At 38.5% G+C, this 25,410-nt stretch carries 26 protein-coding genes and 2 tRNA genes; 20 read left to right on the top strand and 8 right to left on the bottom strand.

The annotated features are described in order from the left end of the window. Nucleotides 1–388 precede the first annotated feature (388 nt). From AB1397_01285 to AB1397_01270, 4 genes are all read right to left on the bottom strand, one after another. Nucleotides 389–646, bottom strand: a complete 258-nt coding sequence (locus AB1397_01285; protein ID MEW6481633.1) for a DUF2442 domain-containing protein — start codon at nucleotides 644–646, stop codon at nucleotides 389–391. Continuing rightward, nucleotides 643–915 carry a DUF4160 domain-containing protein gene (locus AB1397_01280; GenBank protein ID MEW6481632.1) on the bottom strand — a complete coding sequence of 91 codons (273 nt, stop codon included), beginning with the start codon at nucleotides 913–915 and terminating at the stop codon, nucleotides 643–645. Before AB1397_01280 ends, AB1397_01285 begins: the two co-directional genes overlap by 4 nt. Before the next feature lie 200 nt (nucleotides 916–1,115). Then, nucleotides 1,116–2,024 carry a radical SAM protein gene (locus AB1397_01275; GenBank protein MEW6481631.1) on the bottom strand — a complete coding sequence of 303 codons (909 nt, stop codon included), beginning with the start codon at nucleotides 2,022–2,024 and terminating at the stop codon, nucleotides 1,116–1,118. After that, the gene (locus AB1397_01270) at nucleotides 1,996–2,589 is read right to left on the bottom strand and encodes a hypothetical protein (protein MEW6481630.1); all 594 of its coding nucleotides are present in this window, start codon (nucleotides 2,587–2,589) and stop codon (nucleotides 1,996–1,998) included. Before AB1397_01270 ends, AB1397_01275 begins: the two co-directional genes overlap by 29 nt. 100 nt (nucleotides 2,590–2,689) lie before the next feature. Between AB1397_01270 and rpmG the strand changes: the two genes are divergently transcribed. The 5 genes from rpmG to rplK all read left to right on the top strand — a co-directional run bounded on the left by rpmG (nucleotide 2,690) and on the right by rplK (nucleotide 4,381). Next, nucleotides 2,690–2,851: a 50S ribosomal protein L33 gene (gene rpmG, locus AB1397_01265; GenBank protein ID MEW6481629.1), complete on the top strand. Its 162-nt coding sequence runs from the start codon at nucleotides 2,690–2,692 to the stop codon at nucleotides 2,849–2,851. After that, nucleotides 2,850–2,923 (top strand) — tRNA-Trp (locus AB1397_01260). Before rpmG ends, AB1397_01260 begins: the two co-directional genes overlap by 2 nt. 264 nt (nucleotides 2,924–3,187) lie before the next feature. Continuing rightward, entirely contained in the window at nucleotides 3,188–3,415 is a 228-nt protein-coding gene (gene secE / locus AB1397_01255; protein ID MEW6481628.1) for a preprotein translocase subunit SecE, read from the top strand. Between the two features lie 9 nt (nucleotides 3,416–3,424). Continuing rightward, nucleotides 3,425–3,952: a transcription termination/antitermination protein NusG gene (gene nusG / locus AB1397_01250; protein ID MEW6481627.1), complete on the top strand. Its 528-nt coding sequence runs from the start codon at nucleotides 3,425–3,427 to the stop codon at nucleotides 3,950–3,952. Nucleotides 3,953–3,955: 3 nt separating this feature from the next. Beyond that, complete coding sequence (gene rplK / locus AB1397_01245; GenBank protein ID MEW6481626.1) at nucleotides 3,956–4,381, top strand: 50S ribosomal protein L11; 426 nt, start codon at nucleotides 3,956–3,958, stop codon at nucleotides 4,379–4,381. A gap of 37 nt (nucleotides 4,382–4,418) precedes the next feature. Here rplK and tyrS read toward each other — a convergent pair whose 3' ends face one another. Both tyrS and AB1397_01235 read right to left on the bottom strand, forming a co-directional pair. Further along, complete coding sequence (gene tyrS, locus AB1397_01240) at nucleotides 4,419–5,576, bottom strand: tyrosine--tRNA ligase (GenBank protein MEW6481625.1); 1,158 nt, start codon at nucleotides 5,574–5,576, stop codon at nucleotides 4,419–4,421. Next, complete coding sequence (locus AB1397_01235) at nucleotides 5,570–6,304, bottom strand: AAA family ATPase (protein ID MEW6481624.1); 735 nt, start codon at nucleotides 6,302–6,304, stop codon at nucleotides 5,570–5,572. The genes tyrS and AB1397_01235 overlap by 7 nt, the downstream gene beginning before the upstream one ends. 489 nt (nucleotides 6,305–6,793) lie before the next feature. Between AB1397_01235 and AB1397_01230 the strand changes: the two genes are divergently transcribed. The 15 genes from AB1397_01230 (at nucleotide 6,794) to AB1397_01160 (ending at nucleotide 22,107) form a co-directional block, all read left to right on the top strand. Then, a complete protein-coding gene (locus AB1397_01230) occupies nucleotides 6,794–7,501 on the top strand; it encodes an endonuclease V (protein MEW6481623.1) in 708 nt (235 codons plus the stop codon). A gap of 9 nt (nucleotides 7,502–7,510) precedes the next feature. Continuing rightward, entirely contained in the window at nucleotides 7,511–8,659 is a 1,149-nt protein-coding gene (locus AB1397_01225) for a DUF763 domain-containing protein (GenBank protein MEW6481622.1), read from the top strand. After that, nucleotides 8,656–11,127: a valine--tRNA ligase gene (locus tag AB1397_01220; protein MEW6481621.1), complete on the top strand. Its 2,472-nt coding sequence runs from the start codon at nucleotides 8,656–8,658 to the stop codon at nucleotides 11,125–11,127. Before AB1397_01225 ends, AB1397_01220 begins: the two co-directional genes overlap by 4 nt. 31 nt (nucleotides 11,128–11,158) lie before the next feature. Beyond that, nucleotides 11,159–12,178 carry an anthranilate phosphoribosyltransferase gene (trpD, locus tag AB1397_01215; GenBank protein ID MEW6481620.1) on the top strand — a complete coding sequence of 340 codons (1,020 nt, stop codon included), beginning with the start codon at nucleotides 11,159–11,161 and terminating at the stop codon, nucleotides 12,176–12,178. A 77-nt stretch (nucleotides 12,179–12,255) separates the two neighbouring features. Continuing rightward, the gene (locus AB1397_01210) at nucleotides 12,256–12,921 is read left to right on the top strand and encodes a M23 family metallopeptidase (GenBank protein MEW6481619.1); all 666 of its coding nucleotides are present in this window, start codon (nucleotides 12,256–12,258) and stop codon (nucleotides 12,919–12,921) included. A gap of 106 nt (nucleotides 12,922–13,027) precedes the next feature. Continuing rightward, nucleotides 13,028–17,008: a lamin tail domain-containing protein gene (locus tag AB1397_01205; protein ID MEW6481618.1), complete on the top strand. Its 3,981-nt coding sequence runs from the start codon at nucleotides 13,028–13,030 to the stop codon at nucleotides 17,006–17,008. Nucleotides 17,009–17,039: 31 nt separating this feature from the next. Further along, the gene (locus AB1397_01200) at nucleotides 17,040–17,204 is read left to right on the top strand and encodes a hypothetical protein (GenBank protein ID MEW6481617.1); all 165 of its coding nucleotides are present in this window, start codon (nucleotides 17,040–17,042) and stop codon (nucleotides 17,202–17,204) included. Nucleotides 17,205–17,313: 109 nt separating this feature from the next. Continuing rightward, nucleotides 17,314–17,730 (top strand): aspartyl protease family protein, encoded by a 417-nt coding sequence (locus AB1397_01195; protein MEW6481616.1) that lies wholly within the window; start codon nucleotides 17,314–17,316, stop codon nucleotides 17,728–17,730. A 33-nt stretch (nucleotides 17,731–17,763) separates the two neighbouring features. Further along, nucleotides 17,764–18,684, top strand: a complete 921-nt coding sequence (locus tag AB1397_01190) for a PorV/PorQ family protein (GenBank protein ID MEW6481615.1) — start codon at nucleotides 17,764–17,766, stop codon at nucleotides 18,682–18,684. Next, entirely contained in the window at nucleotides 18,684–19,037 is a 354-nt protein-coding gene (locus AB1397_01185) for a response regulator (protein MEW6481614.1), read from the top strand. The genes AB1397_01190 and AB1397_01185 overlap by 1 nt, the downstream gene beginning before the upstream one ends. Then, nucleotides 19,030–19,497 carry a bifunctional nuclease family protein gene (locus AB1397_01180; GenBank protein MEW6481613.1) on the top strand — a complete coding sequence of 156 codons (468 nt, stop codon included), beginning with the start codon at nucleotides 19,030–19,032 and terminating at the stop codon, nucleotides 19,495–19,497. The genes AB1397_01185 and AB1397_01180 overlap by 8 nt, the downstream gene beginning before the upstream one ends. Next, nucleotides 19,494–20,369: a thiamine-phosphate kinase gene (thiL, locus tag AB1397_01175; protein ID MEW6481612.1), complete on the top strand. Its 876-nt coding sequence runs from the start codon at nucleotides 19,494–19,496 to the stop codon at nucleotides 20,367–20,369. The genes AB1397_01180 and thiL overlap by 4 nt, the downstream gene beginning before the upstream one ends. Beyond that, nucleotides 20,347–20,850 carry a tRNA (adenosine(37)-N6)-threonylcarbamoyltransferase complex ATPase subunit type 1 TsaE gene (tsaE, locus tag AB1397_01170; protein ID MEW6481611.1) on the top strand — a complete coding sequence of 168 codons (504 nt, stop codon included), beginning with the start codon at nucleotides 20,347–20,349 and terminating at the stop codon, nucleotides 20,848–20,850. Before thiL ends, tsaE begins: the two co-directional genes overlap by 23 nt. A gap of 18 nt (nucleotides 20,851–20,868) precedes the next feature. Then, a tRNA-Gln gene (locus AB1397_01165) sits at nucleotides 20,869–20,940 on the top strand. Nucleotides 20,941–21,120: 180 nt separating this feature from the next. Continuing rightward, nucleotides 21,121–22,107, top strand: coding sequence for an aspartate-semialdehyde dehydrogenase (locus tag AB1397_01160; GenBank protein ID MEW6481610.1), 987 nt, complete (start codon nucleotides 21,121–21,123; stop codon nucleotides 22,105–22,107). Nucleotides 22,108–22,256: 149 nt separating this feature from the next. On the opposite strand, the gene AB1397_01155 is transcribed toward AB1397_01160, so the two are convergent. Together AB1397_01155 and AB1397_01150 are read right to left on the bottom strand one after the other, a co-directional pair. Beyond that, entirely contained in the window at nucleotides 22,257–24,104 is a 1,848-nt protein-coding gene (locus AB1397_01155; GenBank protein MEW6481609.1) for an ASKHA domain-containing protein, read from the bottom strand. 56 nt (nucleotides 24,105–24,160) lie between these two features. Continuing rightward, nucleotides 24,161–25,183 carry a radical SAM protein gene (locus tag AB1397_01150; protein ID MEW6481608.1) on the bottom strand — a complete coding sequence of 341 codons (1,023 nt, stop codon included), beginning with the start codon at nucleotides 25,181–25,183 and terminating at the stop codon, nucleotides 24,161–24,163. Nucleotides 25,184–25,410 lie beyond the last annotated feature (227 nt).

Here is a 25,410-nt window from a genome sequence, read left to right as displayed (position 1 = left end):
GTTTTATAAAATTTTTTCCCTTTTAATTCAAAATTCAACATTCAAAATTCATAATTTTATAAAGTTTTCCTTAAGATTATCTAAACACATACATTTTGTAAAGCGTTATGGAATTAACTATAAGATTTATGTAATTGTTTTTAAATCATAAATCTTAAAGTACGTGTTTAGCTTCTCTCTTAACCAAATTACCATAGCCGTTGTTTAGCTGTCTTATATACCTAGGCACAAAGGGGCAAAGGCACAAAGAAAGCAAGTAATAAATAAACTCTCTCGCCTTTGTGCCTCTGTGCCTTTGTGCCTATTTCCCAATTTTATTCTCACCGAGCTAAACACATACATCTTAAATTTCCATAGTATTTCTGAACATTTATGAAAGATACTATAATTAGGCAGTTGTCTGTAGGGCTGTTTTACCAACTACCTGCCATCGTGCCTCAATGGTATCCGCTGACAAATCAGCACCGCAATCCCATTCAACAAAGTATCCACCATTAAAAACCTTCAGAAATTCGCTATAATCTCGAAGGGGTTCAAATGCTTCATATTCAAGATAGGGACTGACATCAAAATTGCCAGTGCGACCGTCATCTGCAACGATGGATAACACCCAATTGGGTTGTGGAAAAATTTCTGCTATTCTCATTGGTCAAGTCCTTTGATTGGAAATGGATTTTTACCGTTTACAACCAGGTTCCAATCGGCAAGCAAATCTTCTTGATGAATCTCAATCCAGGCGACGACCAGTTTTTGCTTGTTTGGTGGCAATTCACCTGCCAAAAGCGTTCCGTCAAGAATTGAGTACACTGCTACTTGCCCCTGGTAATCAGCATGGATGTGTGGCACATGATGTTTTTCGGTATCTCTAAAGAACATCCTAATGAGAAGTCCATAAAACATTGAAATTATTGGCATTCTGTTTTCTCCTGCCTCGGATTAATGTGTCTACACCTGGTTAGACAATATTTCTTTATAATGACCACCCTCACTTGTCCAAACAAAGCGAGGGCAGGTGTAGCGAAAATATTCCTTTATCTTACTTCCAAATTATAGCACAATAATCAATTATGGACAACTATTTTTTGCTCTGGTGCTTCTTTCTTTACTTTGGTTAGCTAAACATTACAAAATCCCCGATACAGATTCAGCCTTCTTGCCTCATTTAATGCCCTTTTATACTCTTCCCAGGTTATCCTTCTTCCTATCTTTGGAAATTTATCTGCCTGGTATAATGGTCTATATTGGTCCATAATATTTACATAAGTATCCTTTGACAAAGAAGAAATAAAATCCATAACATTATGTGTTCCTGCCTCATTATTTGGAAGCACAAGGTGGCGAACAAGAAGCCCTCTTTTTGCAATTTTCTCTTCTACGATAAGGTCTCCTACCTGCCTATGCATCTCCTTTATTGCCCTCTTTGAAATTTCAAAATAATCTGATGCATTTGAATATAAACTTGCCGGTTCAGATGTTCCATATTTCATATCAGGCATATAAATGTCGATTATCCCCTCAAGAATTTTCAAGGTCTCAACCCTCTCATATCCACTTGAGTTATAAACTATTGGGATAGAAAGCCCCTTCTTTGAGGAAAGATAAAGAGCAGAGACGATCTGGGGAACATAATGGGTTGGGGTTACAAGGTTTATATTATGGCAGGAAATTTTTTGCAAGAATATCATTTTTTCGGAAAGCTCATCTTCTGTCACTTCTTTTCCATAACCAAGATGGCTTATTTCATAGTTCTGGCAGAATATACACCTTAAGCTACAATGGGAAAAGAATATTGTTCCCGAGCCATTTTTTCCCACAAGCTCTCTTTCTTCCCCAAAATGTGGACCAATTGATGAAACAACAAGCTGCTTTGGTGCTTTGCAATATCCAATCTCTCCCTCTATTCTATTAACCCTACATTCCCTTGGACAAAGCCTGCATTCCTTAAGAATTTCATAAAGGGCTTGTTTTTTTCTTAAAAAATCATGGTTAGAGAGATTAAGGTATGAAGGTTGTAGGTGTTCCAATTTTTATTTTAGTAAGGTGGCTTATCCTCTCCTTGGCATATTTCTTTAGATAATCATCCTTTGCACAAAGCATATTATAGTATTCTATTGCCTTCTTGTAATCAAGTTTTTCTTCCTCAATATTTGCAAGGTTCATTAAAGCAGATGAAGAAACAATATTGTTTTTCTTTTTTAAAAGGCCTTTAAGGGTTTCTGTGGCTGTAGAATATTCCTTTCGTCCCCTTTCTGAGACACCTTTATAAAGAAGGGCAATATCAGAAAGACCCCCTTTTTTATGCTTTGAGAGGAATGAGAGAAATTGGTCCATTCCGCTGGAAAACCTTGCTTCATCCTGTGAATAATGGTAAGAAAACACAGCCTGGGAAAATTCCTCTTTTGGCGTATTTATTGCCCTTTTTATAAGGAAGTCTACAGTTAATAAAACAAAAAAAGCACCTCCTAATATAGCCCCTCCTACCTTTATTTTATTTGGATTCTTCTTGATATAAAGCCCCAGTTTTTGAATTGCCTCAAACAATTCATCCCTCCTTATTTCCCTTCTTGTTATCCTCTTTATCTTTGGCATAACAAGGATTATATTAAATAAAGGAGGGCATTGTCAATCTGGATTAGGCCTTAATAAAAAAATATTGACAGGGTAATCACCTTTAAGGTAAAATGTTGCTATGAAGAAAAAGGGAAGGCAGGTTATCTCACTTGCATGTTCTAATTGTAAGGAGAGAAATTATTCTACAATGAAGAACAAAAAAACACAAACACAGAAGCTTGAACTTAAAAAATATTGTAGAATTTGTAGGGTTCATACCCTCCATAAAGAAACAAAGTAGGCTCGTGGCTCAACTGGCTAGAGCACCGGTCTCCAAAACCGGGGGTTGCGGGTTCAAGTCCTGCCGGGCCTGAAGGAAACAATAGATTAGACAAAGGACTTGAAGCCAGCCGAACGCCGACCCTTAGGGAGGATGAAGTGAGGCTGGCCGCGAACGAGAGATTTTGTTAGGCTATGAAGGAGCAAAGCGACAGAATAGCCTTAGAAAATCCGATGTTCACAAGTCCTGCCGAGCCTGAAGAAATTTTGAATGATGAATTTTAAATGATGAATTATAATGATGGATTAAATGGATTAATAATTTAAAATTTATAATTCAAAATTCATAATTCAAGAAATGTATCCCATAAAGGAGAGAACAAAATTTTGGTATGAAAGAGGAAGGGCTTTCTTGAAAGAGGTTTGGATAGAGACAAACCCTAAAACAGGAAAGGTTTCTTGGCCAGGAAAAAAGGCAATAATAGGTTCAACGATTGCTGTTTTAATTGTAGTTGTTATCTTTAGCTTATATTTAGGCATTGTTGACTATATCTCATTAAATATAATGATGTTTTTAATAAAGTGAGGTGATGAAATGGGCGAATGGTATGCTATCCATACATACTCTGGACAGGAGAATGCTACAAAAACCAATATCGTAAACAGGCTTAAAATCTTAGGGGGAGAAGAGAAGGTTTCTCAGATAATTATTCCAACCGAAGAGGTTTCAGAAATAAGGGGTGGAAAGAAAAAGATAACCACCAGGAAGCTATTTCCAGGCTATATCTTTCTTGAGATGGATATAGATGAGAATATTTGGCATATTGTCCGATATACACCTGGGGTATTTGGTTTTGTTGGAACAAAAGCAAAGCCTGTAGCCTTAAAAAAGGAAGAGGTAGATACAATCTTTAGAAAGATAAAAGAGGGAACGGCCACGGTTCAGCCAAAGGTTATCTTTAAACCACAAGAGAGCGTAAGGGTTATAGAAGGACCATTTGCAAATTTTATGGGTGTTATAAGGGATGTTGATCTAAAGAGAGAGCGTCTTCATATAATGGTAAATATATTAGGAAGACAAACCCCTCTTGAGCTAGAATTTTACCAAGTAGAGAAGTTATAAAAAATGGCAAAGGTAGTAAAGAAAATAAAGCTTCAGATACCAGCAGCAAAGGCAAACCCAGCCCCTCCAATAGGCCCTGCATTAGGTCAGGCTGGAATAAACATTATGGAATTCTGCAAAGCCTTCAATGAGAAAACAGCAAGGATGGAAGAAGGATTGATTGTTCCCGTGGTTATCTCTGTCTTTGAGAATAAAAAATTTACATTTGAGCTAAAAACACCGCCTGCCTCTGTGCTAATAAAAAAAGCCATAGGATTAGAAAAAGGTTCCGATAATCCGAAGAGAAAGAAGGTGGGAAAAATTACTCTGCAGCAGGTAGAAGATATAGCAAAGAAGAAAATGGTTGACCTTAATGCAACAAGCCTGGAAGGTGCAACAAAGCAGGTAATTGGAACCGCAAGGAGTATGGGGATAGAAATAGTGGGTTAATGGGTTATCGCTAAACATATCTTCATTACGCTTACCTTCATTTTACTACCTTCAAAAACCTTCTCTTTCCAACCCTTAGGATAATCGCTTCCTCTGGGATTTCTAGTTGAAAATTGGGGTCTTCTATTTTCTTTTCACAAATTTTTACACCACCCTGAAGGATTAGCCTTCTTGCTTGCGATTTGGAATTTGAAAGCCCTGATTTAAAGATAATATCCACAATTAAGCTTGGCTTATCTATTTTGTATTCCAAAATCTCATCTGGGATTTCCTTTTGAGAAAACAATCTCCTAAATTCTTCCCTTGCATCTTTTGCTTTATCTTTAGAATGACAAAATGATGTAATCAAAAATGCAAGCTCTTCCTTTGCCTTCATTGGATGTAGTTTTCCCTTTTCTATTTCATCTTTTATTTTTAAATAATTTTCGTCGGTCAAAAGCTCATAATACTTTATCATAAGAGCATCTGGGATTGACATCACTTTTCCAAATATCTCTTTTGGGCTTTCCTTTATGCCGATATAGTTATTGTAGGATTTGCTCATCTTTAGCTTTCCATCTGTGCCTTCAAGAAGGGGTGTTGTAATAACGATCTGTGGGTTTAAAGAATAAAACCTTTGTATTTCCCTTCCCACCAACATATTAAATTTTTGGTCAGAGCCTCCAATCTCTATATCTGCCTTAACCATATAGGAATCATAGCCTTGAAGCAGAGGGTATAAAAACTCAGCAATCGCAATAGACTTTCTGTTTTTATAGCGCAGGGTAAAATCATCCCTCTCAAGCATCCGAGAAACTGTATAGGAAAATGAAAGGGGAATAAATTCAGAAAGGCTCATTTTGTCAAACCATGAAGAATTGTAAAGAATCTTTGTCTTTTTAAAGGAAAGGATTTTGAATACTTGCTCTATGTAAGTCTTTGCATTTTCTTTTATTACATCTTCTAAAAGGCTTGGCCTTGTCTTATCCCTTCCCGATGGATCTCCTATCTTTGCCGTAAAATCACCGATAATAAAGATGATATTGTGTCCTAATTCTTGAAAACATTTAAGCTTTCTTAAAAGAACTAAGTGTCCTAAGTGAAGATCAGGGGCGGTTGGATCAACGCCAAATTTTATATTTAAAGCCCTTTTTGAAGAGATGAGCCTTTCAAACTCCCCTTCCTCAATTATCTCAAGAATTCCCCTTTTCAACATACAAATTTTTCTATTTCCTCCTTTATCAGCCTTACCTCATCTATAATATCCAATGATACCCCTCCATCGCTTTTATCCTGAAAAATTAAGGCTTCATTATATGAGACCTTGCCACAAATAGGAAGGGAGAAATTTTCCTTGATAATCTTTAAATCATTATCCCTTATCTTATTTGCAATTGCCATTATATGAGGAATTCCAAGACCTAACCCCAATTCCTTTATTGTCTCTGCTGATTTTATGCTCCTTATCCCTGCCTCTACAACAATCAATAAAACATCACAGCCCTTTGCGGTTTGTCGGGAAAGGTGTTCAATCCCTGCCTCCATATCCATAATGACAACAGAATCCTCCAAAAGAACCCTTGTGATTATTTCCCTTAAAAACCTATTCTCTGGGCAGAAGCACCCCTCCTTCTTTACTCCTCCCATTACAATAAGCCTTATATTTCCAATTTTTATAGCTATTTTATCAATAATATCAGAAACATCTGGGTTTAGCCTGAAAAAACCCTCCTTTCCAACCCGCTCTTCTATTAAGCTCTTCATTGAGGATAATGGCTTTATTTTTAAAGCCTCCTCCTTTGGGATGCCTAAAGCTAAAGCAAGGTCAGCATCAGGGTCGCAGTCAACCGCCAAAACCCTGCTTTCCTTTGCATAAATCTGGCAAAGACAAGCTGCAATGGTTGTTTTACCAGAACCACCCTTACCCGATATAGCTATCTTCATTTTTGAAGGTTAAAGGGATTATTTATGGCTTTTTTTACCGAATATAATTTAAATCTTGAAAAAAAGAAAGAAACGATGCAACATAAAGATTATCTTAACAGAGTTATTAGGATGTCAAGGTTTTTATTGGGTTGCCAACAGCTTCCATTAGTTTTTAGTTTTTTTATTCTTAAAATCTATTTTTTGCTCATAAGTTGAGGTATGTGTTTAGGGTGAGAATAAAATGGGAAATGGGCACTTAAGGCACAGAGGCGAGAGAGTTTATTTATTCCTTGCTTTCTTTGTGCCTTTGCCCCTTTGTGCCTAGGTATATAAGACAGCTAAACAACGGCTATGGTAATTTGGTTAAGAGAGAAGCTAAACACGTACAAGTTGAGTAATCTCTGAATCACAGGTCAAAATAGACGGAATAGACTTTAAAATCTTATACTTTTCCCGAATTCCGATAAACTTAGGATGAATTTTAAAACAGTTAAACACATACAATAAATGAAACACCTTAATCTCCATCCCTGGGAGGTAAGCCCCAATGAAGCAATTCAAATTCAGAAAGATTTAAAAGAGAGGATTATCCTTAAGGATTCTTTTGAGAGGATAGAAAGGGTTGCAGGCTGTGATGTTTCTTTCTTAAAAGGTGTAGCCTATGGTGCGGTGGTTATCTTAAATTTTTTTGACTTAAAACCCATTGAAGAGGTAAGAATATCCGCTCCTATAAAATTCCCATACATTCCAGGGCTTTTGACCTTTAGGGAAGGGCCTGTTTTACTTAAGGCTTTTGAGAAGGTGAATAATGAACCAGATATTATTCTATTTGAAGGTCAGGGAATTGCCCATCCACGAAGGATGGGGCTTGCCAGCCACATCGGCATCCTTCTTGATAAACCAAGCATTGGTTGTGCCAAGACGCCTTTGTGGGGAAGGCTAGATGGAGAAATTGGAAAAGAAAAGGGCTCATATTGCTTTATTAAGGAAAATGGGGAGGTTTTTGGTTGTGCTTTAAGAACAAGACCGGAGATTAAACCTATTTTTGTTTCACCTGGCTATAAGATAACCCTTAAATCTGCAATAGAAATTGTCCTTTTTCTTTCTCCAAAATTTAGGACAGCCGAGCCTTTAAGGCTAGCCCATACCCTGTCAAAGGAAGCATCTTGCAAACGATATGATAAAACCCTATACATTCCTTCTATTATTTTGTAAAATAGATATATGATAAAGAGGGGAATTGCTACATTTACACTGGATACAGGAGTTTGCCCTAGATGGCTTTTTGAAAGGATGGTAAACCTAGGCAGACAGGTGCTTTTGATAATAAGGGAAGAATATTCTGAAGATGAATTTATCAAAAGGATTGCTGACCCTGTTTGGTTTCAATCTTTAGGCACGCTTCTTGCTTTTGACTGGAACGCATCAGGCTTAACCACTGTTTTAACCGCTGCATTAAAAGAGGCAATAAGGGGTTTGGAAAAAGAGCTGGGGATTTTTATCTGTGGAGGAAAGGGAAAGACATCCCTAAAAACACCCAATGAGATTATCGCCTGGGGAGATGTTTTAAGCCTACCTGACAAGAGGGTTAATAATTTAGTCTATAATTCTCGTATGGCTGCCAAGGTTGATAGCTCTCTTATTCAGGATGGTTTCCAGATATATCACCATTCCTTCTTCTTTTCCAAAAATGGCGCCTGGGCAGTAGTCCAGCAGGGAATGAATAGGCAAGCAAAATCTGCAAGGCGTTATCACTGGTATTCTGAAAAGATAGAAGACTTGGTTTGCGAGCCACATTCAGGGATTATCAGCCAGGTAAAGGCACCTACCTTAAATTTAACGGCAAAGGAAAGCCAGGGAACCAGAAAACTTTCTACGGAATTGGTTCAAGGAAGCTACATAGGCTTAATTAAGGATATACAGATTTTAAGGCTACATTTTTCAAAATACCATAAAATGGTTTCATTAAGAGATGCTCAAAGCAAGGCAACATTGCTTAAATTGGAAGATAAGGAATTCTTTTCTCACCCGGTTTTATTAGAGGATTTTTCAAAAAGCTCCTATCTTGAGAGGATTTTTGCCAAACTTTGCAGCGTAAAACCAGAAAATTATGAGAAGCTTCTCTCCTTAGAAGGGGTTGGTCCAAAGACAATGAGGGCATTAAGCCTGGTATCAGAGGTCATCTATGGTGCAGTTCCATCTTATGAAGACCCTTGCCGATATTCCTTTGCCCATGGCGGAAAGGATGGAACACCCTATCCCATTGACCGTAAAACCTATGACAAAACCATCGATTTTTTTGGAAAGATTATCCAGAAATTAAAGCTTCCTCCTTCTGAAAAGAGGAATATGCTGGCGAATTTAGGCAGATGAAGAATAGGGTGTCTCTTTTGGAAATTCCAAAGTCTTATGAGCCAAAAGAGGAGAAAGAATTATATGCCTTTTGGGAACAAGGGGGATATTTTACACCATCTTCTTCTTCAAAACCGCCGTTTTCTATTGTCATTCCTCCGCCAAATGTTACGGGTTCTCTGCATATGGGACATGCCTTAAACAATACAATTCAGGATATACTGGCAAGGTTTAAGAGGATGCAAGGGTTCAATGTTTTATGGCTTCCAGGCACAGACCATGCCGGGATTGCCACACAAAATGTGGTTGAAAAAGCCATTGCAAAGGAGGGTAAAAAAAGGGAGGATTTGGGAAGGGAAGAATTCTTAAAGAATGTCTGGTCTTGGAAGAAAGAATATGGAAATAGGATAATTGAGCAGCTAAAAAGGCTTGGATGCTCTTGTGATTGGACAAAATTAAGGTTCACAATGGATGAAGGGCTATCAAGGGCTGTGCGTGAGGTATTTGTAAGGCTTTATAATGAAGGCTTAATCTATCGGGATAACTACATCATCAATTGGTGTCCAAGGTGCCAGACAGCTATCTCAGACATTGAGGTTTCATATAATGAAATGGATGGGTTTTTGTATTACATCAAATATCCCCTTAAGGAATGTGGAATGGATTATATTGTGGTTGCGACAACAAGACCTGAGACAATGCTAGGAGATACCGCTGTTGCGGTTAATCCAGATGACGAAAGGTATAAAGACCTCATTGGAAAGATGGCAATTCTTCCCCTTGCAAATCGGGAAATTCCCATTATTGCTTCTTCCTTTGTCCAGATGGATTTTGGAACAGGAGCTTTGAAAATAACGCCCGCACACGACCCAAATGACTTTGTTATTGGAAAAAAGCACAACCTCTCCCCAATAAAGGTAATTGATGAGAGGGGGATGATGAATGAGAATGCCTTTTCATATAGAGGTTTAGATAGGCTTGAGGCAAGAAAGAGGATAGTTGAGGACTTAGGCAATCTTATTGAAAAAATAGAGCCTTATAAATACAACCTTGGCCATTGCTACAGGTGTCATTCTGTAATTGAGCCATATTTATCAAAGCAATGGTTTGTTAAGATGAAGCCTTTGGCAGAAAGGGGCATTTCTTGTGTTTTAGAAAAGAAAACAAGGTTTATCCCAGATAATTGGGAAAAGATATACCTTGAATGGATGGGAAATATAAGGGATTGGTGCATCTCAAGGCAGATCTGGTGGGGACATCGGATTCCTGTTTGGTATTGCCAAGGAATGCGGAATGTAGAATGCGGAGTGCGGAATGGGATTGTTGTTGCAATTGATACGCCAGAGGCTTGTCCATATTGTGGTTGTAAAGAATTGGTGCAAGACAATGATGTCTTGGATACCTGGTTTTCCTCAGCCCTTTGGCCATTTTCTACAATGGGCTGGCCAGAAGAGACATCTTATCTAAAAACATTCTACCCAACCTCTGTTCTGGTTACCGGCTTTGATATTATATTCTTCTGGGTTGCCAGGATGATAATGATGGGATTGAAGTTTATGGACGATGTTCCTTTCAGGGATGTTTATATCCATGGGTTAATCAGAACAGAGGAGGGCAAAAAGATGAGCAAGTCATCGGGAAATATCATTGATCCCCTTTTGCTTATTGAGAAATATGGCTGTGATAGCTTAAGACTAACATTAGCTGCGATGTGCTCTGCGGGAAGGGATATTTTGATAAAGGAGGAGAGGATAGAGGGCTACAAGCATTTTATGAATAAGCTATGGAATGCCGGGAGGTTTATTCTAATGAATTTAGACAAATCTCCAATTTCCAATCTCCAATCCCCAATCCCGAAAACACTGGCTGAAAAATGGATTTTTCTCAGGCTATCCCAGGTAATTAAAGAGGTAACCAATTGCCTTGAGGAATTTTCCTTTAATCAAGCCTCGTCTTCTTTATATAGCTTTTTCTGGCATGAGTATTGCGATTGGTTTATAGAGATTGAAAAGGATGAACTTAAAAAAAGAAAAGGGGAGGCTTCATACCTTTTAAGAGAAAGCTTTTGTGTAATTTTAAGGCTTCTTCACCCCTTTATCCCATTCATTACAGAAAAGCTCTGGATGATGTTTAAGAAACAATCAATTATGGCCTCAGAATGGCCAAAGCCCTTTATAGAAGAGGACAAAGATGCTTCGCAAAAAATGGAGCTTGTAAAAGAAATTGTTGTAAAAATAAGGAATACAAAGGCTATTATGGGCATTCCAAATAAATCCATTTCTTGCTTTATAAAATCAAGGGAATTTGAGGGAAAAGATTATATAAAAAGGCTTGCCAATGTAGAGTTAAGCTTTAATGAAACAATAGAAAAACCCGAGAAATCTGTTGTTTTAGTTGCCTCTGGAATAGAGATATACCTTATCATGGATATAGAGCTAGAAAAGCAAAAGCAAAGGCTGGATAAGGAGATTAAAACAAACAGTCTTTGACATCTTAAGCATTTAAAATTATAATAAAAAAATGCTTAAAGAAGCAATCTCAAAGGTAATTTTGCAGGAAAACCTAAGTCAAGAGGAAGCCTACAATGTAATGGGAGAGATTATGGATGGAAAAGGAAGCGATGCCCAGATTGCCTCATATATTACAGCCTTAAGGATGAAGGGAGAGACAATAGATGAAATTGTGGGAGGAGCTAAGGCAATGCGGGAAAGGGCGGTTAAAATAGACCCAAGATGCGATATTGTCCTTGATACCTGCGGAACAGGAGGCGACAACCTCCATCTATTTAATATCTCAACCATATCGGCCTTTGTTGTGGCAGGTTGCGATGTTGTTGTGGCAAAGCATGGAAATAGGTCTGTTTCATCACAGTGTGGAAGTGCAGACCTTCTTTTGGAACAAGGCGTGAATATAAACCTTCCCAAGGAAGGAATAGAGAGATGCCTGAAAGAAATAGGTATTGCTTTTCTCTTTGCACCAAATCTTCATCCAGCAATGAAATATGCCATTTCTCCAAGAAGGGAGATTGGAATAAGGACTATATTTAACATCCTTGGCCCTCTTACAAATCCAGCCGGAGCAAGATACCAGATGCTTGGCGTATATGATGAGGCTCTATGCGAAACATTGGCTTATGTTTTAAAGGAGCTTGGGACAATATCTGCCATTGTCCTTCATGGAAGGGATGGCTCTGACGAGGCATCGATAAGCGGCCCTACAAAGATTACAGAGCTTTATGAGGGAAAGATTAGAAGCTATACAATAGCACCAGAGGAATTTGGTATAAAAAGGGTAAATATTTCAGAGATAAAGGGAGGAGATTCTAAAAAGAATATTAAAATAGCATTGGAAATCCTTAAGGGAAATAAAGGGCCAAAAATGGATATTGTTCTTCTTAATTCAGCTGTTGCATTGTTCGTGGTAAGAAAGGTAAACTCAATAGGAGAGGGAATAGAAATGGCAAGAAAATCCATTTCCTCTGGTTTAGCATTAAAAAAATTAGAAGCCCTTAAGAAGATCTCACAAGAATATCCAAGTTAATGTGGCCCTTTCTCCTTATTTTTCTTTTCTCAAAAGGCTTTGCATTAGATGTAGAGCTTTCCAAAACCACATTCAAGATGGGCGAAATACTTACAGTAACCATAAGGAATGCAGGGGAGGGAAGCTACATCTGCTGGCTTGATAATACACCATATCCATTGTATCGGATAGGAAAGGATACCCTAAGAACATTCATTGGATTTGGGACAGACATAAATCCAAAGACCTGTAAGTTTTGGGTTGAAAAGGGAAGTTTCACTCCCCAAAGTTTAGCTAAAGCCAAAAATAAAATTTTAGCTCAGGCATTGCTTACAGAAACAGAGGAAGAGCTATGGAGGGGTGATTTTATTTGGCCTGTAAAGGGAAGGATAACCGGAGAATATGGTGAAAGGAGGGTTTATAAAAAAATAACGGGGGGAAATTCCTTAAGCTGGCGTGGAATCCATTCTGGGATTGATATAAGGCAGCAAAGGGGAGCTTTAGTTTCTTCTTCAAATTCTGGAAGGGTTATCATTGCCAGGCGTTTTTCAGGAGAGGGAAATGCTATTCTTATTGACCATGGCCAGGGGATTCTTACATTTTACTGCCATTTGGATAAAATAAATGTTTCTGAGGGTGATTTTGTCCAAAAGGGAGAAATAATCGGAAAAGTTGGTTCAACTGGCCTCTCAACCGCCCCCCATCTTCACTTTGGGCTTTATATTCACGGAACCCCGGTAAATCCGCTATTTTGGGTTAAATAATGCCCTTGATAGGACTTGAACTACAATTAGAAAAAAACAAAAAACTTGACAAAAATCTTGTTTTTAAGGTAAATTTTTATTGTAATAATTATATGGAGGTAATATAATGAAGAAGATTTGGTTGTTTTTGGTAGTATTAGGGGTTTGTAAGGGGTTGGGAGCTTATAAGGAGTCTTCCTTTTATTTTGATAATGGGAAGACCCCAAGGGCAATTCACTATACTGCCCAAGGGTTTAAGGCAAATACGACCTATTCCCTCAAGCTCTATGTAAAGAATGGGGAAAATGAGACCCCCCGTTATTTAGAAATCCTCTCAAAAAATGGGGCTTGGATTAAAGCCGATGAGGATACCTGGCAGGAAGACCTTCCCTCATTTACCACCCTTGATAATGGTTATCAAGAGGGCTGGGTCTATGTTCGGAATAATGGCATAGAAACTGGCACATATGCCACTTGTGCCTTCTCAGTAAAAGAGGGAACATCTGGCGAGACAATGAAACCAGGGATATTTAGACCCGCCACCATTATGAATGATTGCGGATGGCTCGAGGGATATGTCTATAAGGATGGAAAGCCAGTAGAAAATGGACACATTGTATTCTTGGGATTAGATGGCAAGGTTTTAGGCGCGGTTGACTCTGAACCAAACTGCATTTCTGACGATAATCCAGAGACCCCGGGATATTTTAAGATTGCCCTTCCAGGGGGAACAATTGTTTCAACCATAACTGACTGGGATTGTAATTTATATGAGATTCCCCAATCACAAGGGAATGGAATAGGGATTGCCTCAAAAAGAACCCCCCAGGGAGGCCCCTGGGAAATCTTTGCCGGAAGGGTTACCTCTCTTGGCTATGGCATCCTCCAGGCCTCTTCTGATATTGTGATTAATGAGATAATGTATGACCCCCAAGGCAGTGATGAGAACCGTGAATGGGTTGAGGTATGCAATATAGGCAATTCCTCGGTGGATATAGCTAATTTGAAATTTGTTACCGATGACACAGCCCATGATTTAACCCTGGTAATGGGAACATTTAACCTTCAACCTGGTAGTTATGCGGTTTTCTGTCAAGCTACTCAGACATTCCTTTCTGATTATCCCGATTTTTCGGGCAATCTTTTTGATAGCTCATGGTCTAGCCTTTCAAACATATCTTCTGAAACCTTAAGGCTTAAAGATGGCATAAAAATATTTGGCACGGTAACCTATGGGCCCTTCCCCGGAGTGGGAACAGCATCTGAAGGACATAGCTTGGAAAAGCTCCTTCCGAATCTTCTTAATGTAAAGTGGAATTGGGCTCCTTCGGTAGGAACGGGTGGAACACCAGGAAGGCTAAATTCAAGGCTTGCGGTAATCTCGGGAACTGTAAGGGAAACAGGCTCAGGAACACTCGCTAATGCCAAGGTTGAGGCAATCGTTAGATGGCATGGTGGCTTGCATTATAAAGCATTAAAGAGAGAAACCGATAATAATGGCTCATATACCCTGATTGGTCTTAAGGAAGGAACCTATACCCTGGTTGCCTCAAAAATAGAATATAAAACAGGCACAAAGAGCGTATTTGCCCAAGGAGGGACAATTACAAATGTAGATTTTTACCTTGATTGGGTAGGACCCTGCCCTGACCTTTATATAACTGATAAGGATATCTGGTGGAAGCCAAAAAGGCCAAAGCCAGAGAAAAGGATGAGGCTATTTGCCAGGGTTCATAATATTGGTGCAACACAAGCTACAAATATAGATGTTGAATTCTGGCAGAGCAATTGGGGGATAAACCAGGATTGGGGAGATAGTGCAGAGGTAACAATGCCAACAATTCAGGGAACAATTAAACACTTCCTTGGCTCTTGCACAATAGATTCGCTGTCAGCAGGAGCAAGTCAGACTGTATCCATTAAATATACCCCACCCCATTTTGGCTTGAATAATATTTTAGTCAAGGTTGACCCACCGATTAACTCAGGTGGAAATATTATTGAACAAAATGAGCTAAACAATGTGGCAGGAAGGTGCATCTTTATTAAATATGGCACACCCACAATGACCAATATTTCTGTTCCTATTCCCATTGGCAATCCATTGGGTGATGAGGAAGGCTTTAATTTGGAGGCTGATACAGGCAACCTTTCCGAGAATGAATTTACCCTTTCTCCTCAAGGAACCCGTTCGGTAACCTTAACCATTCCTTCTATAGTGGGAACAAGGGCATCAATATTTATTAGGGCAATAGGTAATCGGATGGGGACAACCAGCGCAGAGGTAATCTTGGTATTGGCTGAGCATATTCAGGAAATAGCCCCAACCGATACTAATACAACCACAGGTTTAGGTAATTTTAAGGTATATATTCCCCAGGGTGCATTTAAGAAAGCGGCTAGGGTCATCTTGAATAAAAATATAGACCCGGATCAGCTTCCAAACTTAAGGGATGATCTAAAACCCTATGCCCGTGAATTCACTTTTGAAGAAGAGGGCACAAAGACATTTAATAAAAAGGTAAAGATTACCATTCCCCTCCCTTCCTTTATCAACCCAGGCAGGGCAAGGATCTTCTACCTTAATGAGGAGAGCGAGCAATGGGAAATGGTAAATACCACAGTGGGAACAGATAGCCTCTCGGCTGAGGTAGACCACTTCTCCCTTTATGTAGCACAGGAAGCAACCATTACAACGATTAGGGTTGTTCCTTCTCAAGCAACCATAAGGGCAGGAGGAACCATCAGCCTTCAGGCTATTCCCTATGACCAAAATGGAGGAACAATTACCGGAGATATTGATTTTACCTGGGAAATTAGCCCAACAGCGGGAGGGACAATAACAAAAATAGGGACAGATACTGCAATAGGAACATTTACAAAGACGGGGACATATCAAATAACCGCAAGCACAGAGAGTGTTACGGGAACAGCAACCATCATTGTCCAGATGGGAACACCCACACAATTAGAAATTACCCTTTCTACAAATACTATAACCGCAGATGAGGTAGCAACCATTACGGCGATAATCAAAGATGAGCAAGGAAACACCGCAACTACTACTGCTTTAGAGCTTAGTGCAGAGAATGGCTCAATTACTAATGGAATCTTTTATCCCGATAAGGTGGGAACCTGGGAAATCAGCGGGACATATACCGTATGGGGAACAGAGACAATTACAGGAACAGCAACAATTGTAGTAACAGAAGGCCAACCTGCAAAAATCTCTGGAATAAACAGGGTGGGAACAGAGAGCACCTTTAATATAAATGTTAAGGTAACCGACCAAAAAGACAATATAGTTTCCCAAATCCCTGTTATTTCCTGGAGTATTGTAGATGGCTCAGGAACACTAGAGCTTTCTACTTCAACAGATGTCTTTAATACCCTAACAGCTATATCAAGAAAGGTTGTTGTAATGGCTACTATAACAAATGCATCTTGTCAATTTACCGTTACAAAGGCAAATGGGTTTATTGCTAGTGGTCAGCTAGGCTCAATAACATTTGCAATCCCATATGGAACATTAACACTAGAGGGAACCGCAACCACACCTTGCTATATCTACCTTGCTACCTCAACCATTAGGCTAAATCTTCCTACCAAGAGGCAATGGGGCGATTGCTTTGAAATCTCGGCTTATGGGACAGAGGGAACAACATTACAAGGTGTAATCGGAACATTTACCCTTGTGCTTCCAGTACCAGAAGGTGCGCTTAAGTTCCAGGTCTATAAATCAACAAATACAACAAACTGGTTTCCTATCTCAAGCCTCAATCAACCAATGGCAACAATTGATAGCTTTTCTTTATTTGCCTTAGGTGGTGGCTATTCTGCTTATCCAAACCTTGACTCTGTCTTTGCCTATCCAAACCCCTGGAAGAAAAAAGGCGGGCCAAAGGAGATAATCTTTAAGAAGCTAACTGCCAATGCCACGATTAGAATCTTCAATGTTGCCGGTGAGGAGGTAGATAAATTTGAGCATAATGATGGAAGTGATGAGCAAGCCTGGACGGTTCCCGCTAAGCTTGCCTCTGGGGTCTATATTGCCCTCATTGAAGGGGGTGGAGGAAAGAAGATTATAAAGCTTGGGATTATAAAATGAGATATTACAGTCGTCTAAAGAGATCGGGAAAATGTTGGTTGATGTGGTAAAATACATAATTACCGTAGGTGTAATTGGAAGCTTATTTACTGATAAGTTGACCACAGAAATGGCTGTGATAGCAATAATAACAAGCTTAGGATTTCTCCTGGTAGCATTCTTCGTTATACCTGAAGAGGTAGAAAAAGGGGGTTAATATGCATCCATTCTATGTAATGTTGATTGGAATAGGGGTGATTGGGTTAACATTTCTTATAATCTCTTTGCTGGACGATTATAGAGAAAGGAGAAAGGCAAAATTATAGATGGGAAAGATTGTGGTAGAAATGAAAATAAAAAACCTCTTTGATGAGGTAAGGGCGAAAGCCGGGATAATCAAAAAGGAGGAAATTAGAAAGGTTATGGTTGATGCCCTGGTTGATACCGGAGCAACCATGCTTTCTCTACCGATTGGCATTATTGAAAAACTTGGGCTTGAAGAGGCGGGAACAAGAGAGGTAAGGACAGCAAATGGTATAGTGACAAGAAGGGTTTTTAGCGAAGTAAGGGTTGAAATTCAAGGAAGAGAAGGAGGATTTCAGGTTTTAGAACTGCCAGTTGACGTTTTGCCTCTGGTTGGTCAGATTGTTTTGGAGCAGCTTGACCTATACCCTGACCCACAAAACCAGAGGCTTACTGGAAGACCTGATGCCCCTGACCATGTGGTGGTAGAGTGTTATTAAAATGGATAAAAAATTTATTAGGGAGGTAAAAAGATGAAAAGAAAGGTAATTTGTGGGATTTTGGGGATGCTTCTTATAGCAGGAATAGGGTTTGCAAAGGAAAAAGGAGAGACATCTTGTTCTTTCCTTAAGCTTACAGGAGGAGCAAGAGCGGCTGGAATGGGTGATTGCTACATTGGGCTATCCGACGATGTATCCGCTTGCTATTTCAATCCTGCAGGTCTTGCTCAGCTTAAAGAAACAAAAGAAGGGCTATTTATGCTCTTAAAACCAATGACAGGTGTAGAGAGCCTTATTATGTCCTTTGGTGCTATTGCTATTCCCCTGCAATATGGTGTATTTGGTGGTGCATTCACCTACTATGGCTATGGTGAGATGGATAAGATAACAGGCGTAGATAGCTCGGACAATCCTGTGAAAGATGGAAAATGGTCTGCCTATGATTTTGCATTATCTACCTCTTTTGCCAAAAATGTAAAAGAAAATTTAGCATTGGGTGGCTCGCTTAAGGTTATTAATGGAAAGATAGATGATGAAAGTGCGATTGCCTTTGCAGTTGACCTTGGAGGGCTTTACAAGACACCAAAGAAGGGCTTGCAGGTTGGATGTGCGATTAAAAACCTTGGTTCAAATATGAAATACGATGAAGATGGCTTTAGCCTTCCCCTTTCATTAAAGGCAGGTGTATCCTATAGCCTTCCAAAGAACCTTCTTATTCTTTCTGATTTGACAATTCCCAATGACAATGACCCATATCTTGGCCTTGGTGCTGAATATTCTCTAAAGGAGATGTTTTTTATAAGGGCTGGCTATAAGACAGGGCCCGAGGATGAAGGAAAGGGCTTTACAATTGGGCTGGGAACAAAATATTTATCTTACAACTTTGACTATGCATACCAACCCTATGGAAAGCTCGGTGATAGCCACAGGCTTTCTGTTAAAGCAAAATTTTAATGAAAAAAAAGATTCTTGTAGCAGAGGACGAAGATGAGATAAGGTTATTCTTAAAGCTTATCCTTGAATTGGCTAATTTTGAGGTAATTCTAGCGAATGATGGAGAATCGTGTATTAGGATATTCGAAGAAGAAAAACCAGAGCTAGTAATCTGCGATGTAAAAATGCCAAAATTAAGTGGCTTGGAGATTTATGAGAGGCTAAAGGATAAGACAAAGTTTGTTATTGTCTCTGGAATAGTAAATGAAAATGATGTTCCCAAGGAGCTTGTTAGCACAAAAAGGTTCTTTTTAAAGCCATTTGACCCAAAGGGATTTACAAATAGAATAGAGGAGGTTCTTAAAAATGGTTGAGGTGTCTGTCTCTGGTGTAGCATTGGATAGTATAACCAATATGCCCATTATTATCCTGAAGGATAAAGAGGAAAGAGAGCTTCCTATATGGGTTGGTCTGCTTGAAGCACAATCAATACTCTTTGCCTTAGAGGGAATAATGACACCAAGACCAATGACCCACGACCTCCTTAAGGATATTCTTATAAACCTTGGTGGAGAGCTTAAGCGTGTAATCATCACCCATATTTCAGATAATACATACTATGCAAAGCTTATTGTTTCCAAGAATGGAGGTTTTATAGAGATTGATTCAAGGCCATCAGATGGAATAGCCCTGGCTTTGCGGACAAATTCTCCTATATTTGTAGACAAATCTATAAAGTTTATAAATTCTTTTAAGCAAACACCTATTAGTGATGAGGAGGTTTTAAGGTTTAAAGAAGAGCTTAAAAACCTAAATCCCTCTGATTTTTTATGAGGCTTTCTAAAATAGGCGAATTTTGCCTTCTTGAAAACCTTAAAAAAACCCTTCCCATAGGCGAGGATGCCTATATTATTCCCCAGAAAGACAAAGGCCTACTTTTTTGTTGCGATACATCAGTTGAGGGGAGACATTTTTTAACAAGCCTCTCATCATTTTACGAGATAGGTTATCGCTCTTGTGCATCTTGTATTTCAGATATTGCAGCAATGGGAGGGAATCCTTTGTATTGCTTAATAGCCTTAGGGGTTCCAGGAGATTATGAGCTTTCTGCAATTTTTAAGATTTATGCTGGAATGAAAGATATAGCAGCAGGGTTTGATATGAAAATAGTAGGTGGCGATACAATAGAATCTGAGAAACTTATTATTACAGTAAGTATTTTGGGAAGTGCAGAAAATCCCATTGCAAGGTCTGGCTCTAAACCAGGTGATCTAATAGGTGTAACCGGAAGGCTTGGTGGTGCAAAAAAGGGGCTAGAGGTATTAAAGAAGGGGTTGCAAGGGTTTGAAAATTTAAAAAAGCGTTATCTTATGCCCACCCCAAGGATAAAGGAGGGTTTGATTTTGAAAGATATTGCAACATCAATGATTGATATATCTGATGGGCTGATTTTGGATTTATACCATCTTTCTACATCAAGCAATAATGGGATGTCTATTAAAAAAGATATAATTCCCATTGAGGAGGGAGCAAGCTTTGATGATGTCATTTATAGCGATGACTATGAGCTTTTGTTCACCTTTCCCTCCCAAACACCCTTTCCTAAATTTGCCACCATAATTGGTGAGGTTGTAGATGAAAAAGGGGTATTTCTTGATGGAGAAAAAATTGAGGCGAAGGGCTATGAGCATTTTAGAGAAATTTGAGGTAATTACCCATTCTTCCTCACAAACAATGGATTTAGGAGAAAGGCTTTCTCTTCTTCTTGCCACGGGGGATGTAATCTCTTTAATTGGTAAGCTTGGTTCTGGAAAGACAACATTTATCCAGGGGATAGCAAGGGGGCTTTCTATAAAGGAACCTGTTAATTCTCCAAGCTTTTTTTTGCTAAACATTTATAAAGGGAAAATGCCCCTTTACCATTTTGACCTCTATAGGATAGCCGAAAATGAGGATATTGGCTTTGATGATTTTTTGTTTTCTAATGGTATCTCTGTAATTGAATGGGGAGAAAAGGCAGTTTCTTTTCTTCCCGAGGAATACCTTAAGATAAGTATAAGCCATGTAGAAGAGCATCCTACTAGCACCAGAAGACCAGAGCACCAGATAGATACAAATAGGCGTAAAATATTATTCCTTCCCAAGGGCAAACATTATATTGAGCTTGTGAAAAACATAAGGGGATGATAAAATATAAATTTTGTATGGGGTGTCGACAAGCGGTAAGTCAGCAGACTTTGGATCTGCTATTCCCAGGTTCGAATCCTGGCACCCCAGTGAAATATGGCACCCCAGCAAAAAACGGGACGGTTCTATTTTATTATTTTGTTGACAAAAAGGGGTTGGCGATCTTTTGAGCCTTAGAAAATTCTGGGGGAGAATCCAGAGCACCCCAGGAGGAATTTAGAAATTTAAGGATTTAGGAATTTTTGCTCTTAAATCTTGTAAAATCTTTTTATGAAGGTAGCTGTGGTTGGAGCAACGGGCGCGGTTGGGATGGAAATGGTAAAGGTTCTTGAAAAAAGGGCGTTTCCATTAGATTCCCTTGTTTTATTGGCATCAGAAAGGTCTGCTGGGAAAACAATAGAATTCAAAAAAGATAAAATTGAGGTTAGAAAATTAGAAAGGGATTCCTTTGAAGGAATAGATATTGCCCTTTTTTCTGCAGGCTCTAAAATTTCCAAAGAATTTGCTCATTATGCTGTCTCCTCTGGCTGCATTGTGATTGATAATTCATCGGCATTTAGGATGGAACCCGATGTTCCTTTGGTTATTCCTGAGATAAATCCAGAGGATCTAGCATCGCACAAAGGGATAATTGCTAACCCAAATTGCACAACCATTATTTTAAGCCTTCCTGTATGGCCAATACATAAGAAATATGGGGTAGCGAGGATTGTTTCTTGCTCATACCAGGCTGCATCTGGTGCAGGATATTCTGCAATGTTAGAGCTTAAGGAGGAGACAATGGCAATCCTTACAAATAAGCCTTATGAGAGGAGGGTATTTCCATTTCAATATGCATTCAATCTATTTCCCCACAACAGCCCAATGCAAGATGATGGCTATTGCGAGGAGGAGAATAAGGTAATTCAGGAGACAAGAAAGATTTTTCATGATTCAAGCTTTAATATAACCATAACCTGTGTTAGGGTTCCCATTTTAAGGGCACATTCTTTAGCAATAAACATTGAGCTTTCCAAAGAGGCAAATATTGATGACATTTATAAAATCCTTGAGAATGCTTCCGGAGTTGAGATATTGGAGGAGAGGGAAAAAAATAGATGGCCAATGCCCGTAGATGCATCAGAGAAATTTCCTGTATTTGTAGGAAGAATAAGAAAGGACAGGACAATTAAAAATGGAATATGGCTATGGGTTGTAGGAGACCAACTTCTTAAGGGTGCAGCCTTAAACGCTATCCAGATAGCAGAGAAATTGTAAATCGCGAATTTATACTTAAAAAAGTATGTGTTTAGCTGTTTAAGAAATTTTGAATTCTAAATTTTGAATTGAAAAGGGGAAGTTTTATAAAATTTTTCCCCTTTTAATTCAAAATTTTATAAAGCGTTATGGAATTAACTATAGTTCTCTTACCGAAGGGAAGTAAATACCAATTCCTTTATTTTCTCCCAGGTCTTCGGGAATTTCTCTCTCTCTGTATGTGGAATAAACAGAGAGGCAATGTATTCATTCATAAAATCAGAAGAATTGGAAAGCTCTATATTGGTAATGGAATTTGCCGTTTTCTCTATCTCCTCCATTATCTCTTTTGAAAAAGCCATAAGGGTTGCTCCAATTAAAGAGCCATTTCCAAAGAAATGGAATCTATCCAAAGGTATCTCGGGAAATAAGCCAATTTGAATTGCTTTTTCTGGAATAATGTGAGAGCCAAGATTTCCTGCAATGATCACCCTTTCAATATTATTTGGCTTCATCCCTGCTGTTTTAAGAAGAACAGATATTCCCGCAAATATTGCCGCCTTTGCCCTCATTATGTTATCAATATCAGCCTCTGTGATTACAAGCTCCTCATTGTTTAATGTTTCAAAAGCATTGGCAATAACATATTCCTTCTCCCTTATCCTTTTATTTTCTATTTTTGGCGAAAACTTACCCTTTTGGTTTATTATTCCAGAAAAAAGCATCTGGGCTAATATCTCAATAATGCCTGCCCCACATATTCCCCTTGGCTTTATCCCTCCAATGGTAGTAATTTCAGGCTCTCCCATTCTATCTATTACAATCTCATCAATTGCTCCCCTTTGTGCCCTCATTCCACATTTAATTCCTCCTCCCTCAAAGGCAGGACCTGCTGATGTGGAAGCTGAAAGGAGAAAATCAGAATTTCCCAAAACAATCTCGCCATTTGTTCCTAAATCAACATAGAGGGTAAGAAGAGGGGATTTTGCAATACCGCAGGCAACAATGCCTCCGGTTATATCACCTCCAATGTATGAAGAAACAAGGGGAATGGTATAAAGAAGGGCTGAAGAGCTAAATTTAAGGCCAATAGATTCTGCCTCAATTGGAATAGAGCTTGCAAATGCTGGAACATAAGGCTCTTCCCTTATGTACTTTGGGTCTATGCCAAGCAATAAATGTGTCATTGTTGTATTTCCAGCACAGACAATGTAAGAAATCTCATCTTTCTCTATTTTTGTCTCATAAAGAAGCTCATTGATTATTCCTTCCATTGTTTCAACAACCTTGCTTTGGAGAGCGTAAAGCCCATCATTCTTTTGTGAATAAATAATCCTTGTGATAACATCATCGCCGTAGATAATTTGTTTGTTATAATCTGAAGCTTCGGCAAGAACACTTTTATTCCTTAAATCAAGAAGCCTTCCATAGACAGAGGTTGTTCCAATGTCAAAAGATAAGGCATAATGGCTTTTTTCTCTATCCCCTCCCTCTATTCTAATTATCTCTTTATCCCTCATAGTTGCTGTTATTTTAAAATTATCCTTCCTCAATTCTTTTGAAATGGTTTTTAAGCAATCAAATGAAATTTCATAATCTAAGCCAAGGCCTTTCTTTATCCTTCCTACATCATCAATATTGTCATCCTTTGTGGGAGGAGCAAGCTCAATGTATCTCTTTTCAATTAAAGGAGAAAGATTGAATTTCTGGATAAGGGTTGGATCTTGAAATAAAAAGCCATTTTTTAAAACATTTTTGTCTAATATAGGAGAAAACTCTGGAATTCTTATTTTAAGCTCTGATTTTGGTTTTACCTGGCAGGCAAGGATAAAATCACCTTTTTTTGCTTCGGGAAAAACACTTCCTTCCTCAAGGATAACCCTACATTTTCCACAGGTTCCAAGACCACCACACCCTGCTGGGATAAATAAAGATGATTTTGTTATTGCGGAAAGAATTGTCTCTTTCTCATCTATCTCTATCCCCCTTTTTGATGGCTCAAAGGTAATTTTAAACATTCTTTAAGAATCATCGGCAAATATTGTAAAGCACATAAGATTTCTATGCAAGGTTTTTAAACATAACAGCTTAAGTCTTCTCCAAAGTAATCAGATGTTGTTGCATAAGCCCTTACCCTACAGCCACCACAGGTCTCCTTATAGACACATTTTCCGCACCTGCCTTTAAGATTTTCCCTATTTTTAAGCTTTCCCAAAAATGGATTTTTTAAAATCTCCTTAAGGGATTTCTCCCTAATATTTCCCAATGATTTTTTAAAAAATTGGCAGGGATAGATATTTCCCTCGGGAGAAATATTTATAATCCTTTCTCCTGCCTGGCAACCATTGTCTATCTTTATTTCTGGCTTCTTTTTCAAAAGATATATTCCATCACAAGGGTTGGCAACGGTTAATATCTCCATTTTAATCCCCTTTTCTATTCTTTTGATAAGGTATTCTATTGCCTTAATTCTCTCTTCTTTTCCCACATCCATCCCTTCTTTTCCCCTTCCCGTATAAATCAGGTGATAGAGGCAGAATCGTTCTATTCCCTCATTTTCTGCAAACCCAATTACATTTGGTAGCTCATCTATATTTTCTTTAGTCAAGGTAAATCTTATTCCCCTCTTTACACCCTGCTTCTTTAAAATTCGCAGTCCCTGCAAGGCTTTATCAAATGAACCAGAAATTCCCCTAAATCTATCGTGTGTTTCTTTTATTCCATCAATACTTATTCCAACATATTCAAAGCCTCCATCTTTTATTTTAATGGCAATCTCCTCGGTAATTAGAGAGCCATTTGAGGAAAGGCAGGTTTTTATCCCTTTGTTTTTTGCATAGGTATTAAGCTCAAATAGGTAATTATAAAGCAAAGGTTCTCCACCTGAGAAAAGCAAGACCTTAAAATCCAAAGATGCTAATTCATCTATAACATAAAAAGCTTCCTCCTTGCTTAATTCATCCCCTTTATTTTCCCCTGCATCAATATAGCAATGCTTGCAAGAAAGATTGCATTTTCTGGTTAGGTTCCAAACTGATATTTTTGAGGGAAGGATTGCTAGAAAAGAGCCGGTAAGAAGCCTAGTAGCTCTAATCATTTTGGACATAAAGAAAGGCAGCAATATCTACCTTTAAATGAGGAGGGCCTTCTGATAATGGATAGCTTCATTGCGTTATAAAGTTTATAGTGTATGGGATTTATAGTTAATTCCATAACGCTTTACAAAATGTATGGGTTTAGATAATCTTAAGGAAAACTTTATAAAATTATGAATTTTGAATGTTGAATTTTGAATTAAAAGGGAAAAAATTTTATAAAACTTAA

The organism is bacterium (assembly GCA_040756715.1).
Lineage (GTDB): Bacteria > UBA9089 > UBA9088 > UBA9088 > UBA9088 > JBFLYE01.
Note: the sequence above shows the minus strand (reverse complement) of the source record. Positions and strands in the feature narration are given on the sequence as shown.